The following is a 16,192-nucleotide window of genomic DNA, read 5'->3' on the forward strand; positions in this document are numbered from 1 at the left end:
TTAATAAATTCACAAATATTGTTAAAAAGATGTAAAAATAATGTTGTTTGAATTCTTTAAAAATTAATTTCTTAAACCAGAAATTGCCACGAAACATAGAAATAAACATATTAACTTGTTAAATTTGCATTTCAATTTTTTACTATGTACAGAAGTCATAATTGTGGTGAATTAAGAGCATCGCATATCAATACAGAAGTTACACTTTCAGGCTGGGTTCAGCGCGTTAAAGATTTAGGAGCAATTAACTGGGTTGTTGTTAGAGACCGTTATGGGTTGACACAACTTGTATTTGATGAAGAACGAACAGCAAAAGCACTTTTAGAACAATCTCAAAAACTTGGAAGAGAATTTGTAATTCAAGTTAAAGGAAAGGTTATCGAACGTGAATCTAAGAATCCTAATATGCCAACTGGTGATATTGAAATTTTAGTAGACCACTTATTAATTCTAAATGAGTCACAATTACCACCTTTTACTATTGAAGATAACACTGATGGTGGCGAAGAATTACGTATGAAATATCGCTATTTGGATATTCGTCGTAATCCCGTAAAAAACAGCTTAATCTTTAGGCATAAAGTCACTCAAGAAGTACGAAACTATTTATCTAATGAAGGGTTTATAGAAGTTGAAACACCTTACCTAATTAAATCCACACCAGAAGGTGCTCGTGATTTTGTAGTCCCTTCTCGAATGAACGAAGGACAATTTTACGCTTTACCTCAATCTCCACAAACCTTTAAACAGCTGTTAATGGTTGGAGGTATGGACAAATACTTCCAAATTGTAAAATGCTTTAGAGATGAAGATTTACGTGCCGACAGACAACCTGAATTTACTCAAATTGACTGCGAGATGGCCTTTATTGAACAAGAAGATATTTTAAACGCTTTTGAAGGATTAACTCGCCATCTTCTTAAAGAGATTAATGGTGTTGAAATTGAAAAATTCCCTAGAATGTTGTACGACGATGCGATGCGTCTCTACGGAAATGATAAACCAGACATTCGTTTCGGGATGGAATTTGGAGAACTTAATAAGGTAGCTCAACATAAAGATTTCAATGTTTTTAATTCGGCCGAACTTGTAGTAGGAATTGCGGTTCCTGGAGGAAACAGCCACACAAGAAAAGAGATTGACAAATTAATTGATTGGGTGAAACGTCCTCAAGTTGGCGCCCTAGGAATGGTATATTGCCGATGTAATGAAGATGGAACTTATAAATCTTCGGTAGATAAATTTTACGATCAAGATGATTTGGCAAAATGGGCCGAAGCTACTGGAGCAAAACCTGGAGACTTAATTTGTATACTTTCAGGACATACGAACAAAGTAAGAGCACAATTAAGTGCTTTACGTATGGAACTTGCAGAACGTTTGGGTTTACGTAATCCTGATGAGTTTGCACCACTTTGGGTTATGGATTTCCCGCTTTTAGAATGGGATGAAGATACAGAACGTTACCACGCTATGCATCATCCATTTACCTCGCCTAAACCAGGACAGCTTGAGTTACTCAAAACAAATCCAGGTGATGTTAAAGCTAATGCCTATGACTTAGTTTTAAACGGAAATGAAATTGGTGGTGGATCTATTCGTATTCATGACAAAGAAACTCAAGCATTAATGTTTGATTATTTAGGATTTACACCTGAAGAAGCAAAAGCTCAGTTTGGATTCTTAATGGATGCTTTTCAATATGGCGCACCTCCACATGGTGGTTTAGCTTTTGGACTGGACAGATTGGTAGCCATACTTGGCGGACAAGAAACAATTAGAGATTTTATTGCTTTCCCAAAAAATAACAATGGTCGAGATGTCATGATTGATGCGCCTGCTCCAATTGATGATGAGCAATTAACTGAATTGAGTTTAAAACTCAACTTAAAATCATAAATTAAAAATCCTGCTTCATGCAGGATTTTTTAGTAGATTTAATCTATGCCAATCCAAAACCTAATAAAGCGCTTACTCATTTTGCGATACAAATACATCTCGCAAAAGAACTTCGTGTTTTTATTAGCTATTCTTATTGGCTTATTATCTGGGTTGGTATCTGTAACTATTAAAAATATCACATATGGTATTGAGTGGTTGTTGGAAAAGGGCATCATAGAATCTCAAAATGGAATCTATTTTATTTTACCTGTCATTGGTCTTTGGCTCGTATACTTATTCGCCAAGTATGTTTCAAAACGACCAGTAGAACATGCTATTCCGAGTATCTTGTTTTCCTTATCCAAGAAGAACGGATTACTAAAGCGGAGTAAAATGTACCTCCCTCTAATTACTGCACCAATAACCGCTGGTTTTGGTGGATCGGTTGGATTATTAGGTCCCGCAATTGCATCGGCATCGGCAGTGAGCTCAAATATTGGACGATTATTTCATGTGGATAGAAAAACAAGAACCTTACTCATTGGTTGCGCAGCAGCTGGCGCCATTGCCTCTATTTTTCAATCCCCAATTGCCGCCATTATTTTTGCGGTAGAAGTGTTTAGCCTCGATCTTACCTTCGCTTCCTTATTACCGCTTTTAATTGCTTCCGTATCATCCGTATTAACTTCATATTTTTTTCTTGGAAACGGCGTGCTATTCAACTATAATGTTTCAACAACATTCGCCCTAAGGGATACATTATTTTTTATCATTCTTGGTATAGGAACCGGAGTTGCTTCAATCTACTTCTCTAAAATTTATTTTGCCGTTTACAAGTTTTTTGAACGTTTTAAAACAAGCGGTCAAAAACTCATTGTTGGTGGTTTAGCTATTGGAGTGATGCTTTATTTTATTCCTCCACTTTATGGGGAGGGTTTTGGTTTTATTAAAGATTTACTAGACGGCAATCATTTACATGCTTTAGGGAAAACGCCATTTGATGATTATTTAGACAATATTTGGGTCGTTATCGCATTGCTTATTGGTATTACTGTTTTTAAGGCTGTAGCCATGACCACTACTTTTGCCGCTGGCGGCGCAGGTGGTATTATTATTCCAACAATGGTTATGGGAAGCGCACTAGGTAATGTCGTTGCAAAAATCATCAACAATATAGGTTTTGGTTTTCAGGTATCTGAATCAAATTTCACGCTTATAGGCATGGCAGGATTAATAGCAGGAGTGCTACATGCACCTTTAACTGCTATCTTTTTAATTGCTGAAATCACAGGTGGTTATCAATTGTTCGTTCCATTAATGATTACCGTTTCCATGTCGTTCATTATTACTAAAAATGCCGTAGATCACACTATTTACACAAAGGAACTTGCCGAAAAAGGAGCGCTTCTTACACATAATAAAGACCAATCGGTATTAACCTTAATGAAATTAGATAGTGTTATCGAAAAAGACTTTACAATTCTAAATCCTGAAATGCCTCTAGGTGAGATGCTCCATCAAGGTGTTGCTAAATCGAGTCGAAATTTATTTCCTGTAGTAGATGAAAACCACTATTTAGTAGGTATTATTTTACTAGACGATATTAGAACTGTCATGTTTGACCAATCCCTTTATGAAACCACTTCGGTAGAAACATTTATGCACAATCCGCCAGACTATATTTACTACGAAAGTGATTCTATGAAAGATGTAATGCGTAAATTTCAAGATAGTAGTGCTTGGAATCTCCCAGTAATTAAAGCGGGTAGTTATTTCGGATTTGTATCAAAATCTAAACTATTAACAGCATACAGGCGAGAATTAATTAATTTTACGTCTTAATTCATAAAATGGTATTTTCCAAAACCACATTCTGATGAAATATATTATTCTTATTGCATTTTTAGCCTCAGCTGCCAGCATTATTTGTGGCTTTCTTATAGATGTTGAGTACTCTCAAAAGCTCATAGGCTTTGGTGTTATTGGGCTTTTTGCCGTGGTCTTTCCACTTTTTGGATATTACAGATGGAAAGGTAAAGACATAAAAGACTACATGTTAACGCAGGAAAACCTTGATAAAATGCGTGAAAACCAGAAAGATAAAAAGTACTAAACAATCTTTTTTTTAACTGTTTAATTTTCAATATTTTAAAAAATTGCAATTAATTAATGCATTGCATTATTATTAGCCTTACATTTGCATCTTAATTAATATATTTTTTTTACAATGACTGGAACAGTTAAATTTTTTAATGATTCAAAAGGATTTGGATTCATTACCAACGAAGAAACAGGAAAAGACATTTTCGTACACGTATCAAACCTTAACGGTGTTGAAATTCGTGAAGGCGATAATGTAGAGTACACTGAAGAAGAAGGAAGAAAAGGAATGGTTGCGGCTAACGTACAAGTTCTTTAAGAAGATATACTTTATATTACAGTTTCAACGTCTAACGAAAGTTAGGCGTTTTTTTTATTGAATTTCCAAATTAATTTCGGTGTCCCACCAACGTCCTGTTCTATTATTCACAAAAAGACTACGCATTGCTTTTTCCGTTTTATAAATGCTTTTAGTATCTATTGTTTCTATTTCCAACGAACGTATTGATTTCACCAATGTATTGACTTCATCATCTGACCACGTTCCTATTCCGAAGTCCATATCATACGTTTCATTTGGCTTTAAATATACAATTAGAGAATCTCCAGTTACATCATCTTTTAATAATCTATTCTCAAAGGTTTCGTTGAAGTGAAACGATATCTTAGCCTCAGATTCGGTTGTATTGATAAGAAATATATTATGTGGAGGGTCACAACTGGATAGCAGTACAAATATTAAAACCACCATCACAGATCTAAATAAATGATTACTAATTTTCATAGTGTGTTTAACTATTAATTCAAATTTCGTCTTTGAATGAAAAAGCGCTTCAATAATGCAGAAGCCTCATCGGCAAGCACACCTCCAACCATTTTTGTTTTAGGATGTAGTTTTGTTTTTAAATGAATACAACCCCGTTCTTCATCTCTGGCTCCATAAACAATCTTAGAGATCTGACTCCAGTACAAAGCCCCTGCACACATTTGGCAAGGCTCTAGCGTAACATACAAGGTACAATTGGTCAAGTATTTTCCTCCTAAAAAATTAGCAGCTGCAGTAATGGCTTGCATTTCGGCATGTGCGGTAACATCATTTAAAAGCTCAGTTAAATTATGTGCTCTAGCAATAATTCGATCATTAATAACGACTACAGCACCTACAGGAATTTCACCTTTTTCAAAAGCATCTTCAGCCTCTTGCAAGGCTTTTTTCATAAAATAAGTGTCATCAAACGGGTTTTCCATAGTTGTAAAAATACAATTCTAAATGTTTTTTCTGAAAGTCGGCAAGAATTTTGATGCTATTCTAGAAATCACTCAACTATGAAACCACGCTACACGATCTCAATTCCCAAACCATGTCATGAAAACTGGTCTGAAATGACGCCTAATGAAAAAGGACGTTTTTGTCAATCCTGCTCTAAAACAGTTGTTGATTTCACTAAAATGAACACCAACGAAGTTCAAGAATTTATTCATGAGCATAAACATCATAGGATTTGCGGACATATTAGACAAAATCAGTTAGATGCTGTTAATTTGCAAATTTCAGAAACCGTATTTGAGCAAACTATGAGTTTCCATAAGCTATTTTTATTGGCCTTGTTATTAGCCATGGGAACATCACTCTTTAGTTGTTCTGATGATAATGGACAAGCCAAAAAGATAGAGAGTGTGGAGATTATTAAAACCGCTATAGATTCAACTGCTTTTGAAGCCAAAACACAAGTTGACTCTACAGCATCTGTTTGTTCAACAAAAGAAAAACAAGTAGATAGCATCGCAGAAAAAATACCGCCTCCACCGCCTCCTATTTCTACACCTACAGGTATTGTAATCGTTGAAGGTGATGTAGACATTGTAGACACGAATTACCCTTTAACATGGTATACTGTTGATGAAAAACCAAATTTCATTGATGCACCTAAAAACCTTCCAAAGAAAGATATCAAAGCCTATTTTAATACACGTATGAGAGCATTTGTTTTAGAACATTTCAATATAAAAACTGCCGCTAACCTTGGTTTAAATGGAAGACAACGGATCTATATTAAATTTACAATTGATGCGCATGGTAATGTTAAAGATATTGACACCAGAGCTCCACATCCTTTATTAGACGAAGAGGCCAAACGCGTTATTGGTTTATTACCAAAGTTTAGTCCAGCAAAATATGATGGTGAGCCCGTTGCGGTTGCTTATAATTTACCTATTGCTTTTAATATGGAAGACTGATTAATTCTCGTATTTTTGTAGTGTGCAAAAACGACTATTAGACCATATTAATTTCCCTAAAGACTTAAGGCAATTACAGCCAAATGACTTACCTCAACTCGCCAAAGAGTTACGTGAGTTTATTATCAATATTGTAGCCACAAAAGAAGGTCATTTAGGTGCTAGTCTTGGTGTGGTAGAATTAACTTTGGCCTTGCATTATGTATTCAACACGCCTGACGATTTACTCATTTGGGATGTTGGACATCAAGCCTATGGACATAAAATACTTACTGGGCGACAAGATATATTTCATACCAACAGACAAGAAGGTGGTATTAGTGGTTTTCCAAAACGTGCAGAAAGTGAGTACGACACCTTTGGTGTTGGGCATTCATCAACCTCAATTTCTGCTGCCTTAGGTATGGCTATTGCCTCACAACTTAAAGGCGAAGACAAACATCATATCGCAGTAATTGGTGATGCTTCTATTGCCAGCGGAATGGCTTTTGAAGGACTTAACCACGCTGGTGTAACTGACACTAATTTGTTGGTGATTTTGAACGATAATGCCATTGGAATCGACCCAAGCGTTGGTGCTTTGAAACAATATTTAACCAATGTAAAAAAAGGAAAAGAGAAGCAAGACAATATTTTTGAAGCCTTAAATTTTGATTACTCAGGTCCTATTGATGGTCATGATTTTAACGCGCTTATTTCGGAATTAGAACGTTTGAAATTGGTTAAAGGCCCTAAGTTTTTGCATGTCATTACCACCAAGGGTAAAGGCTTAAAACAAGCCGAAGACGACCAAGTTAAATATCACGCACCGGGAAAATTCAACCCAGATACGGGAGAGGTATATGCTAAATCTGCCTCTAGGCAGCAAGCCCCAAAATTTCAAGATGTTTTTGGACATACCATAGTCGAACTAGCTGTGAAGAATAAAAACATAGTTGGTATCACACCCGCTATGCCCACAGGAAGTTCCTTAAAATTTATGATGGAGCAAATTCCTGAGCGTGCCTTTGATGTTGGTATTGCCGAGCAACATGCTGTGACCTTAGCTGCTGGAATGGCAACCCAAGGATTGATTCCATTTTGCAACATCTATTCTACATTTTTACAGCGTGCTTACGATCAAGTCATTCATGATGTTGCGCTACAAAATCTCCCAGTTATTTTCTGTTTGGATCGCTCAGGATTGGTAGGTGAAGATGGTGCAACACATCATGGCGTATTCGATTTAGCCTATTTGAGATGCATTCCCAATTTGATCATTTTTGCTCCAAGACATGAAGTTGAATTACGAAACATCATGTTTACTGCCCAATTAGGATTAGACCACCCTATTGCCATTAGATATCCAAGAGGTCGTGGTCGTATTATTGATTGGCAACAGCCTTTTTCAGAAATTAAAATTGGTAAAGCTATTCAGCTCAAAGAAGGCCATTATCTAGCAGTTCTAACTATTGGATCAATCTCATCAATTGTGGAAGATGCCATCGATTCTTGTACAAACAATGACCATATAGCTCATTACGATATGCGTTTTGTTAAACCATTAGATGAAACCTTATTACACCACATGTTTAAAACATATGATCATATAATCACCGTCGAAGATGGTACGATAATTGGCGGATTTGGAAGTGCTATTTTGGAATTTGCTTCAAAAAACAACTACGTTACACCTATAAAAACATTAGGAATACCAGACCGTTTTGTTGAACATGCTTCTATAAAACAACAACATCAATCTTTAAAGATTGATGCCGATAGTTTAAGTCTTTTGTTTAGCTCTATTGCTCCTCTTGGTCTGTAGTAGCAATATCTGGCTGCTCATTCACGTCGTAAACCTGAACATTGGGTTGTTGTGGTTCATGATTACCATTACTAGTAATATCATCAATCATTAACAAAAACGCTAGTGTTACGAAAAAAATCACTGCAGCTCCAAGAATATTCTTTTTCATCTGTGTAGGTTTAAAAGATTAGGTTAAACAAATATAGTTATTTATCGTTAAAATACAAATTTAATCGATGAAATGCATAAAATAAAAAGAGAACTCTACAAAGTTCCCTTCTGTATCTCTCTCAAAGATCATACTTATTTTGTGAGTATTTATTTACTTAAGTGAATAATTATCAACACTAATATCAACAAAACACAGCGTCTATTCTGTATTATTACTAACACTCTATATTACAGATGATTCCCTGTCAATTTTTGATAAGTAAGCATTGCATTACTATCAGACATTTTAGAAACATAAAAACAAACAGACAGCAAACTATCATAAAGATTATCCTTTTCGATATCAACATGATGTTTTAATGATTTTAAAATCAGCTTGTCAAAATTAGATGTTTCACCTTTTAAGTTATGGACCACAGCTTTAGTAAATACTTGGAGTAATTCATTTATAACTTTATAACCTACAATTTCTTTATCGATAACCTCTGTAGATTGATATACATTACTAATACTTAAGGTAATAATGTCTTTTATTTGTGCTTCGTATGCGCTGTAATCTATAAGTGCTTTAGAAAATTCTCCAGATAAAATAGAGTTTTCATGTTCCATAAAAATATCTACGGCCTCACTAATAAGGGTATTGATAGCTAATGAACGTAAGTAACTTAACCTGTCTTGGGTGCTTTCTAATGCATTATAGGTTTTTGTTTGAATAGAATCTCTAACTAAATTGATTAAATATTCTAAAGCGTATTCTTCTTGTATAAGTCCTAAATTAATACCATCCTCGAAATCTATGATCGTATAACAAATATCATCTGCTGCTTCAACAAGATATACCAACGGATGTCTACAATAACTAACATCATCATTAGCACCTCTTTTTATTAAGCCTAATTCTTGGGCGATATCTTTAAACGTATCTTTTTCATTTTGAAAAAAACCATATTTTTTATCTGCAATATGAGTTGTGGGTTTCTTCGGAAGGGACTCTTTAGGGTATTTGGTAAATGCTCCAAGTGTTGCATAACTTAGTCTTAAACCTCCAACACGTCCCTTTCTGCTTTCGGTTAGGATTTTAAATCCGTTGGCATTTCCTTCAAAACTGCATAAGTCTTCATATTGCTCAGCGTTTAATTCGTCTTCAAAATAACGGCCTTCTCCGGTTTTAAAGAACTCACCAATAGCTTTTTCTCCAGAATGCCCAAAAGGCGGATTCCCAATATCATGTGCAAGTGCAGCAGCAGCAACAATGGCTCCAAAATCATTAATTTGATAACCGTGTACATCTCTTAAATGAGGATGCTTCTCCAATATTTTCTGTCCGACTTTACGGCCTAAAGAACGACCAACTACACTTACCTCTAAACTATGCGTAAGACGTGTATGGACAAAATCGGTTTTAGATAATGGCACCACCTGAGTCTTGTCTTGTAAACTTCTAAATTCTGAAGAAAATATTATGCGATCATAATCAACTTCAAAACCTAATCGTGTTTCGTCCTGTTCTTTTCTTAAGCGTTTATGAGTATCACCAAATCGTTTTAAGGAGAGTAATTGTTCCCAATTCATAGTATCGTTTTAACACCAGCAAGATAAACTATTTCAATGTTAATTTAATGTTTCCAATTAACAAAAAATAGCAATATCCCATAACACTTAATTAACGGTTTTATGATTTAGGTTTAATAACTACTTAACCTTGACTTTACATTGTACAATCATCTTTGCACCGTTACTAAAAGAACATAAAAACTATTTAAAAAAATAATCATGAAAAAATTAGTATTATCTGCATTAATCGCTTCTTCTCTTGTGTTTACAGGATGTTTTAAAGATGATGACACACCTATTATTATAGAAGAAACTACTATCATTCAAAACGGAAATGGTAATGGTGATGAATGCCCAATAGTATCAGTAACTGGAGCTATTACACAAAACACAACATGGACAAACGATAACATTTATCAATTGAATCAAAAAGTGGTTGTTGATAATGGCGCTATTTTAACTATTGAAGCAGGAACTATCATTAAAGGAACTCCTGGAACGGGTTCCTTAGCCTCTGCTTTAATTGTTGCTAGAGGAGCACAAATAAATGCTGTTGGTACAGCATCAGAACCTATTATTTTCACATCTACGGCTGATAACATTACTTGCGGTGAAACTGCTGGTACAAACTTAGATGAAAACGATAGAGGACTTTGGGGAGGTTTAATCCTATTAGGTAATGCACCTTGTTCGTTCTCTGGAGATATTACTGAAGCTCAAATTGAAGGCATTCCTGCAGACGATACTTTCGGACTTTATGGCGGTACAGATGCTACTGATAATTCTGGAGTATTACAATATATCTCCATTCGTCATGGTGGTGCTTTAATTGGTGAAGGAAACGAAATCAACGGTTTAACACTTGGTGGTGTTGGTACCGGAACAATAATCAATAATATAGAAGTTGTAGCCAATGTTGATGATGGTATAGAGTTCTTTGGCGGAACAGTTAACGCATCTAACTTATTAGTATGGGCTCAAGGTGATGACGCCTTAGATATTGATCAGGCGTATTCTGGTACAATCGACAATGCGGTTGTTATATTGGGAGACTTCTCTGATCACGCTTTTGAAATTGATGGTCCAGAAGGTTCTGCTACAGGCTCATTTACATTACAAAATGCCACTATTATTGGTAATACCACTACTGAGAATGGAGAATATGCAGATTACAGATCTGGTGCTACAGGGTTTACAAATAACATATATGCATACGGGTTCAAAGCGTCTTCAGATGTTGAATTAGATAATGATGGTGTTGCTACCAATTACAATACTGGAGATTTAACGTTTGGAGCTTGGGAAATTGCATTACCTGCAGGTGTTACAGATGTCACTAGCATTTTCGTAAATAAAGCTGAAACCGTTACGGTTACCGGATTTGGTTCTACTGCTACAGCTGTAACTGAAGGTGCTAATACTATTGGCGCAACAACTTCGAGCTTAAGCTGGACTTACGCCAACAACGCTGGAAATTTAGGATTCTAAAAAATAATCAAACAATATAGTTTGAAAACAAAGCTATTGCTTGCCAATTACGGCGAGCAATAGTTTCAATAATTAAACAATCATGCATAAAAACATTTACTCCCTTCTGTTCTTTCTATTGGTTAGCATTAATCTTGTAAACGCTCAAAAAGGAACAGTAGCTGGAAACGTAATTGATGGTGAGTTTGTAGAGCCAATGGCCTTTGCTAATATTTTAGTAAAAGGAACTACAACTGGTACCACTTCTGATTTTGATGGGAAATACGAATTAGAATTAGATCCTGGGACATATACTATAATATTCTCATTTGTTGGATACAATACACAAGAAATAACAGATGTTGTTATTAAAGCTGGAGAGGTAACTCATCTTGATGTCACTTTAGAAACAAATTCGTTAGATACTGTAATTATCCAAACATCTGTAAAGCGTAATACTGAAAATTCAGTATTAAATTTACAAAAGAAATCTGTTGTCGTATTAGATGGACTATCTGCTCAGTCTATAAAAAGTTCTGGTGCAGGCAACCTTGCAAGTGCTGTAAAAAGTGTTCCTGGTGTTTCTATTGAAGGCGGTAAATATGTTTATGTTCGTGGATTAGGTGATCGTTATACCAAATCTATCTTAAATGGTATTGACATTCCTGGTTTAGATCCCGATAGAAATACAATTCAAATGAATTTGTTTCCAACGAATATATTAGACAACGTTATTGTATTGAAATCGGCATCTGCAGAATACCCAGCCGATTTTACTGGTGGTATTGTAGATATCGTTACTAAAGATTTCCCTACTAAACCTGAATATACGCTTTCAGTAGGTACATCTTATAATCCAGATATGCACTTTAACGACAAGTATTTAACTTATACTGGAAGTGATACCGACTTTTTTGGTTTTGATGATGGCACAAGAGACCTTCCAATTCATAGATACCAACCTATTCCTGGAACGTTCGAAAACAGATTGTTATTAACGTCTTTAACCAATAGATTTCAGAAAGAACTGCAGGCAAAACAAGAAACCAGTGGAATGAATTTTGATATTGGTTTCACCTTAGGAAATCAATATGACATTGGTGATAACAAAATAGGATATCAGGCCTCATTTTCATACAAGAATGAAACTACATTTTATGAAAATAGAAATGATGGTGCATTCGTAAAAAACTTTAATGACTCTTCAGTAAACGACTTAAGTTCTGTTTTAAATTCAAGAGGGTCTGAAGGTATAAATAATGTGATTCTTAACGGAATGCTTGGCTTAACTTATAAAACGAGCAAGTCAAAATATAAAGCCAACTTTTTACATATTCAAAATGGAGAGTCGACGGCTGGATTTTTTGAGCAAGACATTTCACAAGATGGTGTTGGAGGCGGAATTGAGCCTTTAATTAAAAACTCATTAACCTATACAGAACGTTCAATCACAAACCTATTGCTTAATGGAAAACACCGTTTGAGCGACGACGAGAATGCATTTAATCTAGAATGGAAACTCTCTCCAACATTTTCAAAAGTTATGGATAAAGCTCATAGAATTACACCATTCCAACAGTCTGGAGAAGGGCAATTCTTTGTGAGTCCATCTGCATCGACATTTCCAATTCAATTGTGGAGAAATCTCATTGAAGAAAACTGGGCAGGTAAAGTTGATTTAGACAAAACGGTTGACATTTTTGGTAGACCAGGAAAGCTGAAATTTGGTGGTGCTTATACTTATAAGTTTAGAGATTTCAGCATTGATGATTACACATTTAATATCCAAGGTGATGATTCTTTTGTTGCCGACGGAAATGCCGATAATTTATTGGCTTCACAAAACATATGGAATCCAACTACAGACTCTGGAACATTCCTAGTTTTTGGTGATCAATTTAATCCTATTGATGCTTATGAAGGTGAGCAGAATATTGGAGCAACATATATTTCGGCCGAATTTAACGTAACAGACAAACTGAAAACGGTTGTAGGTATTAGAACTGAACTCTTTAAATCGTTTTACACAGGGCAGAATAATGAAATGCAATTTGATAGAGCTCCAATTTTAGATGAGTTCGACCTTTTTCCTTCGGCTAACTTGATCTATACCGTTACTGATAATTCCAACTTAAGAACATCATATTCTCGTACAACAGCACGCCCTTCTTTTAAAGAATCGTCGGTTGCTAGAATTTTTGATCCAATTACAAATCGTTTGTTCATTGGTAATATCAACTTAGTACCAACTTATGTTAACAATTTTGATTTAAGATATGAGCGCTTTGGTGAAAATGGTCAAATGTTTGCCGTAAGTGGTTTCTATAAAGATTTTAAAGATCCCATTGAGCAATCATTCTTTTTACAAGCGCCAACGCAATTAACTGTGGCTAATTTAGGTAATGCTAAAGTTTATGGTGTTGAATTTGAAGTGAGACAACGTCTAGGGTTTATAACTGAAGGTTTAAATAAATTAAAGTTTAATGCAAACGTGTCTTTTATTAAATCTGAACTAACTATGTCCGACGCAGAGTTTCAAAGTAGGCAATTGGCTGCAAGAGATGGTGAGCGTATTGATAGAGAAAGAGACTTACAAGGTCAGGCGCCTTTTCTTATTAATTTTGGTTTAGATTACAATGATCAAGATTCGGGTTTTCAAACTGGATTATTTTACAACGTACAAGGTGAAACTCTTGAGGTTGTAGGTATTGGGTTGGTTCCTGATGTATATACGAAACCCTTTAATAGTTTAAATTTCACATTGAACAAAGCCTTTGGAGAAGACAAGAGATCTTCTATTGATTTTAAAGTTTCTAACATATTAAATAGTAAAAGGCAGAGTGATTATGTGTCTTTTGGAACAAGAGATCAGCTGTTCTCAGTTAGGGAACCAGGTACAGAAATAGCTCTTGGATACAGTTATAAGTTTTAAAACTTATTTTTTGAATTGGTCTATAAGTAAAAAGTTCCCAACATCGCTGTTGGGAACTTTTTTATTTTATGTGTTTTAATATCTATTTAATTGCTAACCGCTAGTTGAACTTTATCTGTCCATTCGCTAACGCTAGCAATTTTTGAATCTACATAATCTACTTCTCTTAGTTTGTCACCTGACCAAAACAGCCACTTTCCAACTTTGTTCCCATTTTTATAATTGGCTACAGTTACTTTGTTTCCTTTTAAATCATAACTAGTCCAAATACCATGAAGTTCACCTTCTTTATTAAATGTACCAACTTGTTCTATGGCTCCATTTTCATAATAGTAGGTTGCAACGGTTAAGTCGCCATCTTTTTTGAGATCCACCTTTTTTTGCTCTTGAGCAAAAGTGAAAGTTACACTTAACATTATCAGTAGTACAAACAATTTTTTCATCTTTATTGGAATTTGGGTTATTAGTTAAACATAGCTTATCAAATTTAAGCAAAAATTTACAATATTTAAACATTCACATAACATTAAATTAACATTGAATTCATAATTAATTGATTTTTAGTTATTTGTGATTTTTGAAAAATCTTAATAATTAGATAATATTAGCATTACAATTACATTACGTTTCGCCTAGATATTTGTAATTGTGTATTAATACACGATTAGTATGTCGTTAATTCTATTAGTTTTTGTCGGCTAAGTAATTATGATTACTAATGAGGCTGCTTTTTTCAAAAGCAGCCTTTTTTATTTTAAAAATGCACATAAAAATTAATCATTAGGAAACATTCAGTTAACATTAGAGTTGGTTATTTGTAGCGACAAAAACTAATACTTATAATGAAATCTAAATTTACTACCCTAACACTACTATTGTGTATTGTATCCTTTGTAAACGCTCAAGAAATTAGCGATACTTCATTTGGAAAAGGCCTCATTAACTTTACTGCAAAAGACAGCTCATTTAGCGTAAAATTCGCGCCTCGTTTTCAGGTTCGTTCTGTATCATCATGGGATCATGATGGCGACCAATATGGAAGTCCAGATCACAACTTCATTGTTAGACGTGCACGTTTAAAGTTTGATGGTTTTGCTTATAGCCCTAAACTTAAATATAAAATTGAACTAGGATTGTCTAATAGAGATATTTCAGGAGCCAATCAATTTAACAGAAATACACCACGCTACATATTAGATGCTGTTATTATGTGGAATTTTGCAAAAAACTGGGAATTATGGGCAGGTCAGACAAAGCTACCTGGTAACGTAGAGCGTGTTGTATCTTCGGGTAACTTACAACTAATTGACCGTTCTTTACTTAACAGTCGTTTTAATATTGATCGTGATTTAGGAATTCAATTGCGTCACAAAAGTAATTTGGGAGGCGATTTTTTAATACGTGAAAAACTATCTATCTCACAAGGAGAAGGGCGTAATGTAACCGAAGGTAATGAAGGTGGTTTACAGTATACGGCACGTCTTGAATTTTTACCATTCGGAAAATTTAAATCTAAAGGCGATTATAGTCAAGCAGATTTAAAACGTGAGGAAAAACCAAAACTTATGGTTGGTTTTACATATAACTTTAATCAAGATGCAGTGAGAGAACGTGGATTTGCTGGAGATTATATGTTTAAATCTGATGGTTCATTGTATGAAACCAATCAGACAACGATTTTTGCAGATGCCATGTTTAAATACAATGGATTCTCGTTTATGGGAGAATACGCTAAACGAACTGCCGATGATCCAGTAGCTGTTGATGTTGATGGTACTACACCAACTGGTGACATTGTATTAACAGGAAACGCTGTAAATCTTCAAGCTGGTTATTTATTTAAAAGTAATTACGAAATCGTAGGACGTTTTACGACTGTAGATTATGAGGCTGTAACAGAAACGCTACCTAGAGAACAGTACACGTTGGGTGCTTCAAAATACATTTTAGGTCATAAATTAAAAGTACAGTCAGATATTAGCTATACAACTTTAGACGGAAATGATGATAACATTACGTTTAGAATAGGGTTTGACGTTCATTTTTAAACAATAAAAACATAA

At 34.8% G+C, this 16,192-nt stretch carries 14 protein-coding genes; 9 read left to right on the forward strand and 5 right to left on the reverse strand.

Going from position 1 to position 16,192, the window contains the following annotated elements; translation table 11 throughout:
• The first annotated feature begins 144 nt into the window (after nucleotides 1-144).
• The 4 genes from aspS (at nucleotide 145) to Q0893_RS00600 (ending at nucleotide 4,300) form a co-directional block, all read left to right on the forward strand.
• Entirely contained in the window at nucleotides 145-1,899 is a 1,755-nt protein-coding gene (aspS, locus tag Q0893_RS00585) for an aspartate--tRNA ligase (protein ID WP_299271844.1), read from the forward strand.
• 45 nt (nucleotides 1,900-1,944) lie between these two features.
• Nucleotides 1,945-3,723, forward strand: a complete 1,779-nt coding sequence (locus tag Q0893_RS00590; protein ID WP_299271846.1) for a chloride channel protein — start codon at nucleotides 1,945-1,947, stop codon at nucleotides 3,721-3,723.
• Nucleotides 3,724-3,757: 34 nt separating this feature from the next.
• The gene (locus Q0893_RS00595) at nucleotides 3,758-3,994 is read left to right on the forward strand and encodes a hypothetical protein (protein ID WP_298901488.1); all 237 of its coding nucleotides are present in this window, start codon (nucleotides 3,758-3,760) and stop codon (nucleotides 3,992-3,994) included.
• 114 nt (nucleotides 3,995-4,108) lie between these two features.
• Nucleotides 4,109-4,300 carry a cold-shock protein gene (locus tag Q0893_RS00600; RefSeq protein ID WP_230934899.1) on the forward strand — a complete coding sequence of 64 codons (192 nt, stop codon included), beginning with the start codon at nucleotides 4,109-4,111 and terminating at the stop codon, nucleotides 4,298-4,300.
• A 54-nt stretch (nucleotides 4,301-4,354) separates the two neighbouring features.
• On the opposite strand, the gene Q0893_RS00605 is transcribed toward Q0893_RS00600, so the two are convergent.
• Together Q0893_RS00605 and Q0893_RS00610 are read right to left on the reverse strand one after the other, a co-directional pair.
• Nucleotides 4,355-4,765 (reverse strand): hypothetical protein, encoded by a 411-nt coding sequence (locus Q0893_RS00605; protein ID WP_298901487.1) that lies wholly within the window; start codon nucleotides 4,763-4,765, stop codon nucleotides 4,355-4,357.
• Nucleotides 4,766-4,779: 14 nt separating this feature from the next.
• Complete coding sequence (locus Q0893_RS00610) at nucleotides 4,780-5,229, reverse strand: nucleoside deaminase (RefSeq protein WP_299271849.1); 450 nt, start codon at nucleotides 5,227-5,229, stop codon at nucleotides 4,780-4,782.
• A gap of 78 nt (nucleotides 5,230-5,307) precedes the next feature.
• Here Q0893_RS00610 and Q0893_RS00615 point away from each other — a divergent pair, with 78 nt between their 5' ends.
• Both Q0893_RS00615 and Q0893_RS00620 read left to right on the forward strand, forming a co-directional pair.
• A complete protein-coding gene (locus tag Q0893_RS00615) occupies nucleotides 5,308-6,219 on the forward strand; it encodes an energy transducer TonB (RefSeq protein WP_299271850.1) in 912 nt (303 codons plus the stop codon).
• A gap of 22 nt (nucleotides 6,220-6,241) precedes the next feature.
• The gene (locus Q0893_RS00620; RefSeq protein WP_299271852.1) at nucleotides 6,242-8,023 is read left to right on the forward strand and encodes a 1-deoxy-D-xylulose-5-phosphate synthase; all 1,782 of its coding nucleotides are present in this window, start codon (nucleotides 6,242-6,244) and stop codon (nucleotides 8,021-8,023) included.
• Here Q0893_RS00620 and Q0893_RS00625 read toward each other — a convergent pair.
• The gene (locus Q0893_RS00625) at nucleotides 8,001-8,174 is read right to left on the reverse strand and encodes a hypothetical protein (RefSeq protein ID WP_298901483.1); all 174 of its coding nucleotides are present in this window, start codon (nucleotides 8,172-8,174) and stop codon (nucleotides 8,001-8,003) included. The genes Q0893_RS00620 and Q0893_RS00625 overlap by 23 nt on opposite strands.
• Before the next feature lie 230 nt (nucleotides 8,175-8,404).
• Entirely contained in the window at nucleotides 8,405-9,748 is a 1,344-nt protein-coding gene (locus Q0893_RS00630) for a deoxyguanosinetriphosphate triphosphohydrolase (protein WP_298901482.1), read from the reverse strand.
• Between the two features lie 201 nt (nucleotides 9,749-9,949).
• Between Q0893_RS00630 and Q0893_RS00635 the strand changes: the two genes are divergently transcribed.
• Both Q0893_RS00635 and Q0893_RS00640 read left to right on the forward strand, forming a co-directional pair.
• Nucleotides 9,950-11,218 carry a hypothetical protein gene (locus Q0893_RS00635; protein WP_299271856.1) on the forward strand — a complete coding sequence of 423 codons (1,269 nt, stop codon included), beginning with the start codon at nucleotides 9,950-9,952 and terminating at the stop codon, nucleotides 11,216-11,218.
• A gap of 82 nt (nucleotides 11,219-11,300) precedes the next feature.
• Nucleotides 11,301-14,129, forward strand: coding sequence for a TonB-dependent receptor (locus Q0893_RS00640; RefSeq protein ID WP_299271857.1), 2,829 nt, complete (start codon nucleotides 11,301-11,303; stop codon nucleotides 14,127-14,129).
• Nucleotides 14,130-14,215: 86 nt separating this feature from the next.
• Here the strand turns inward: Q0893_RS00640 and Q0893_RS00645 are convergent, their stop codons facing one another.
• Nucleotides 14,216-14,572: a nicotinic acid mononucleotide adenyltransferase gene (locus tag Q0893_RS00645; RefSeq protein ID WP_298901479.1), complete on the reverse strand. Its 357-nt coding sequence runs from the start codon at nucleotides 14,570-14,572 to the stop codon at nucleotides 14,216-14,218.
• A 399-nt stretch (nucleotides 14,573-14,971) separates the two neighbouring features.
• Here Q0893_RS00645 and Q0893_RS00650 point away from each other — a divergent pair, with 399 nt between their 5' ends.
• Nucleotides 14,972-16,177 (forward strand): porin, encoded by a 1,206-nt coding sequence (locus tag Q0893_RS00650; protein WP_299271858.1) that lies wholly within the window; start codon nucleotides 14,972-14,974, stop codon nucleotides 16,175-16,177.
• Nucleotides 16,178-16,192 lie beyond the last annotated feature (15 nt).

The organism is uncultured Psychroserpens sp. (assembly GCF_947494225.1).
Lineage (GTDB): Bacteria > Bacteroidota > Bacteroidia > Flavobacteriales > Flavobacteriaceae > Psychroserpens.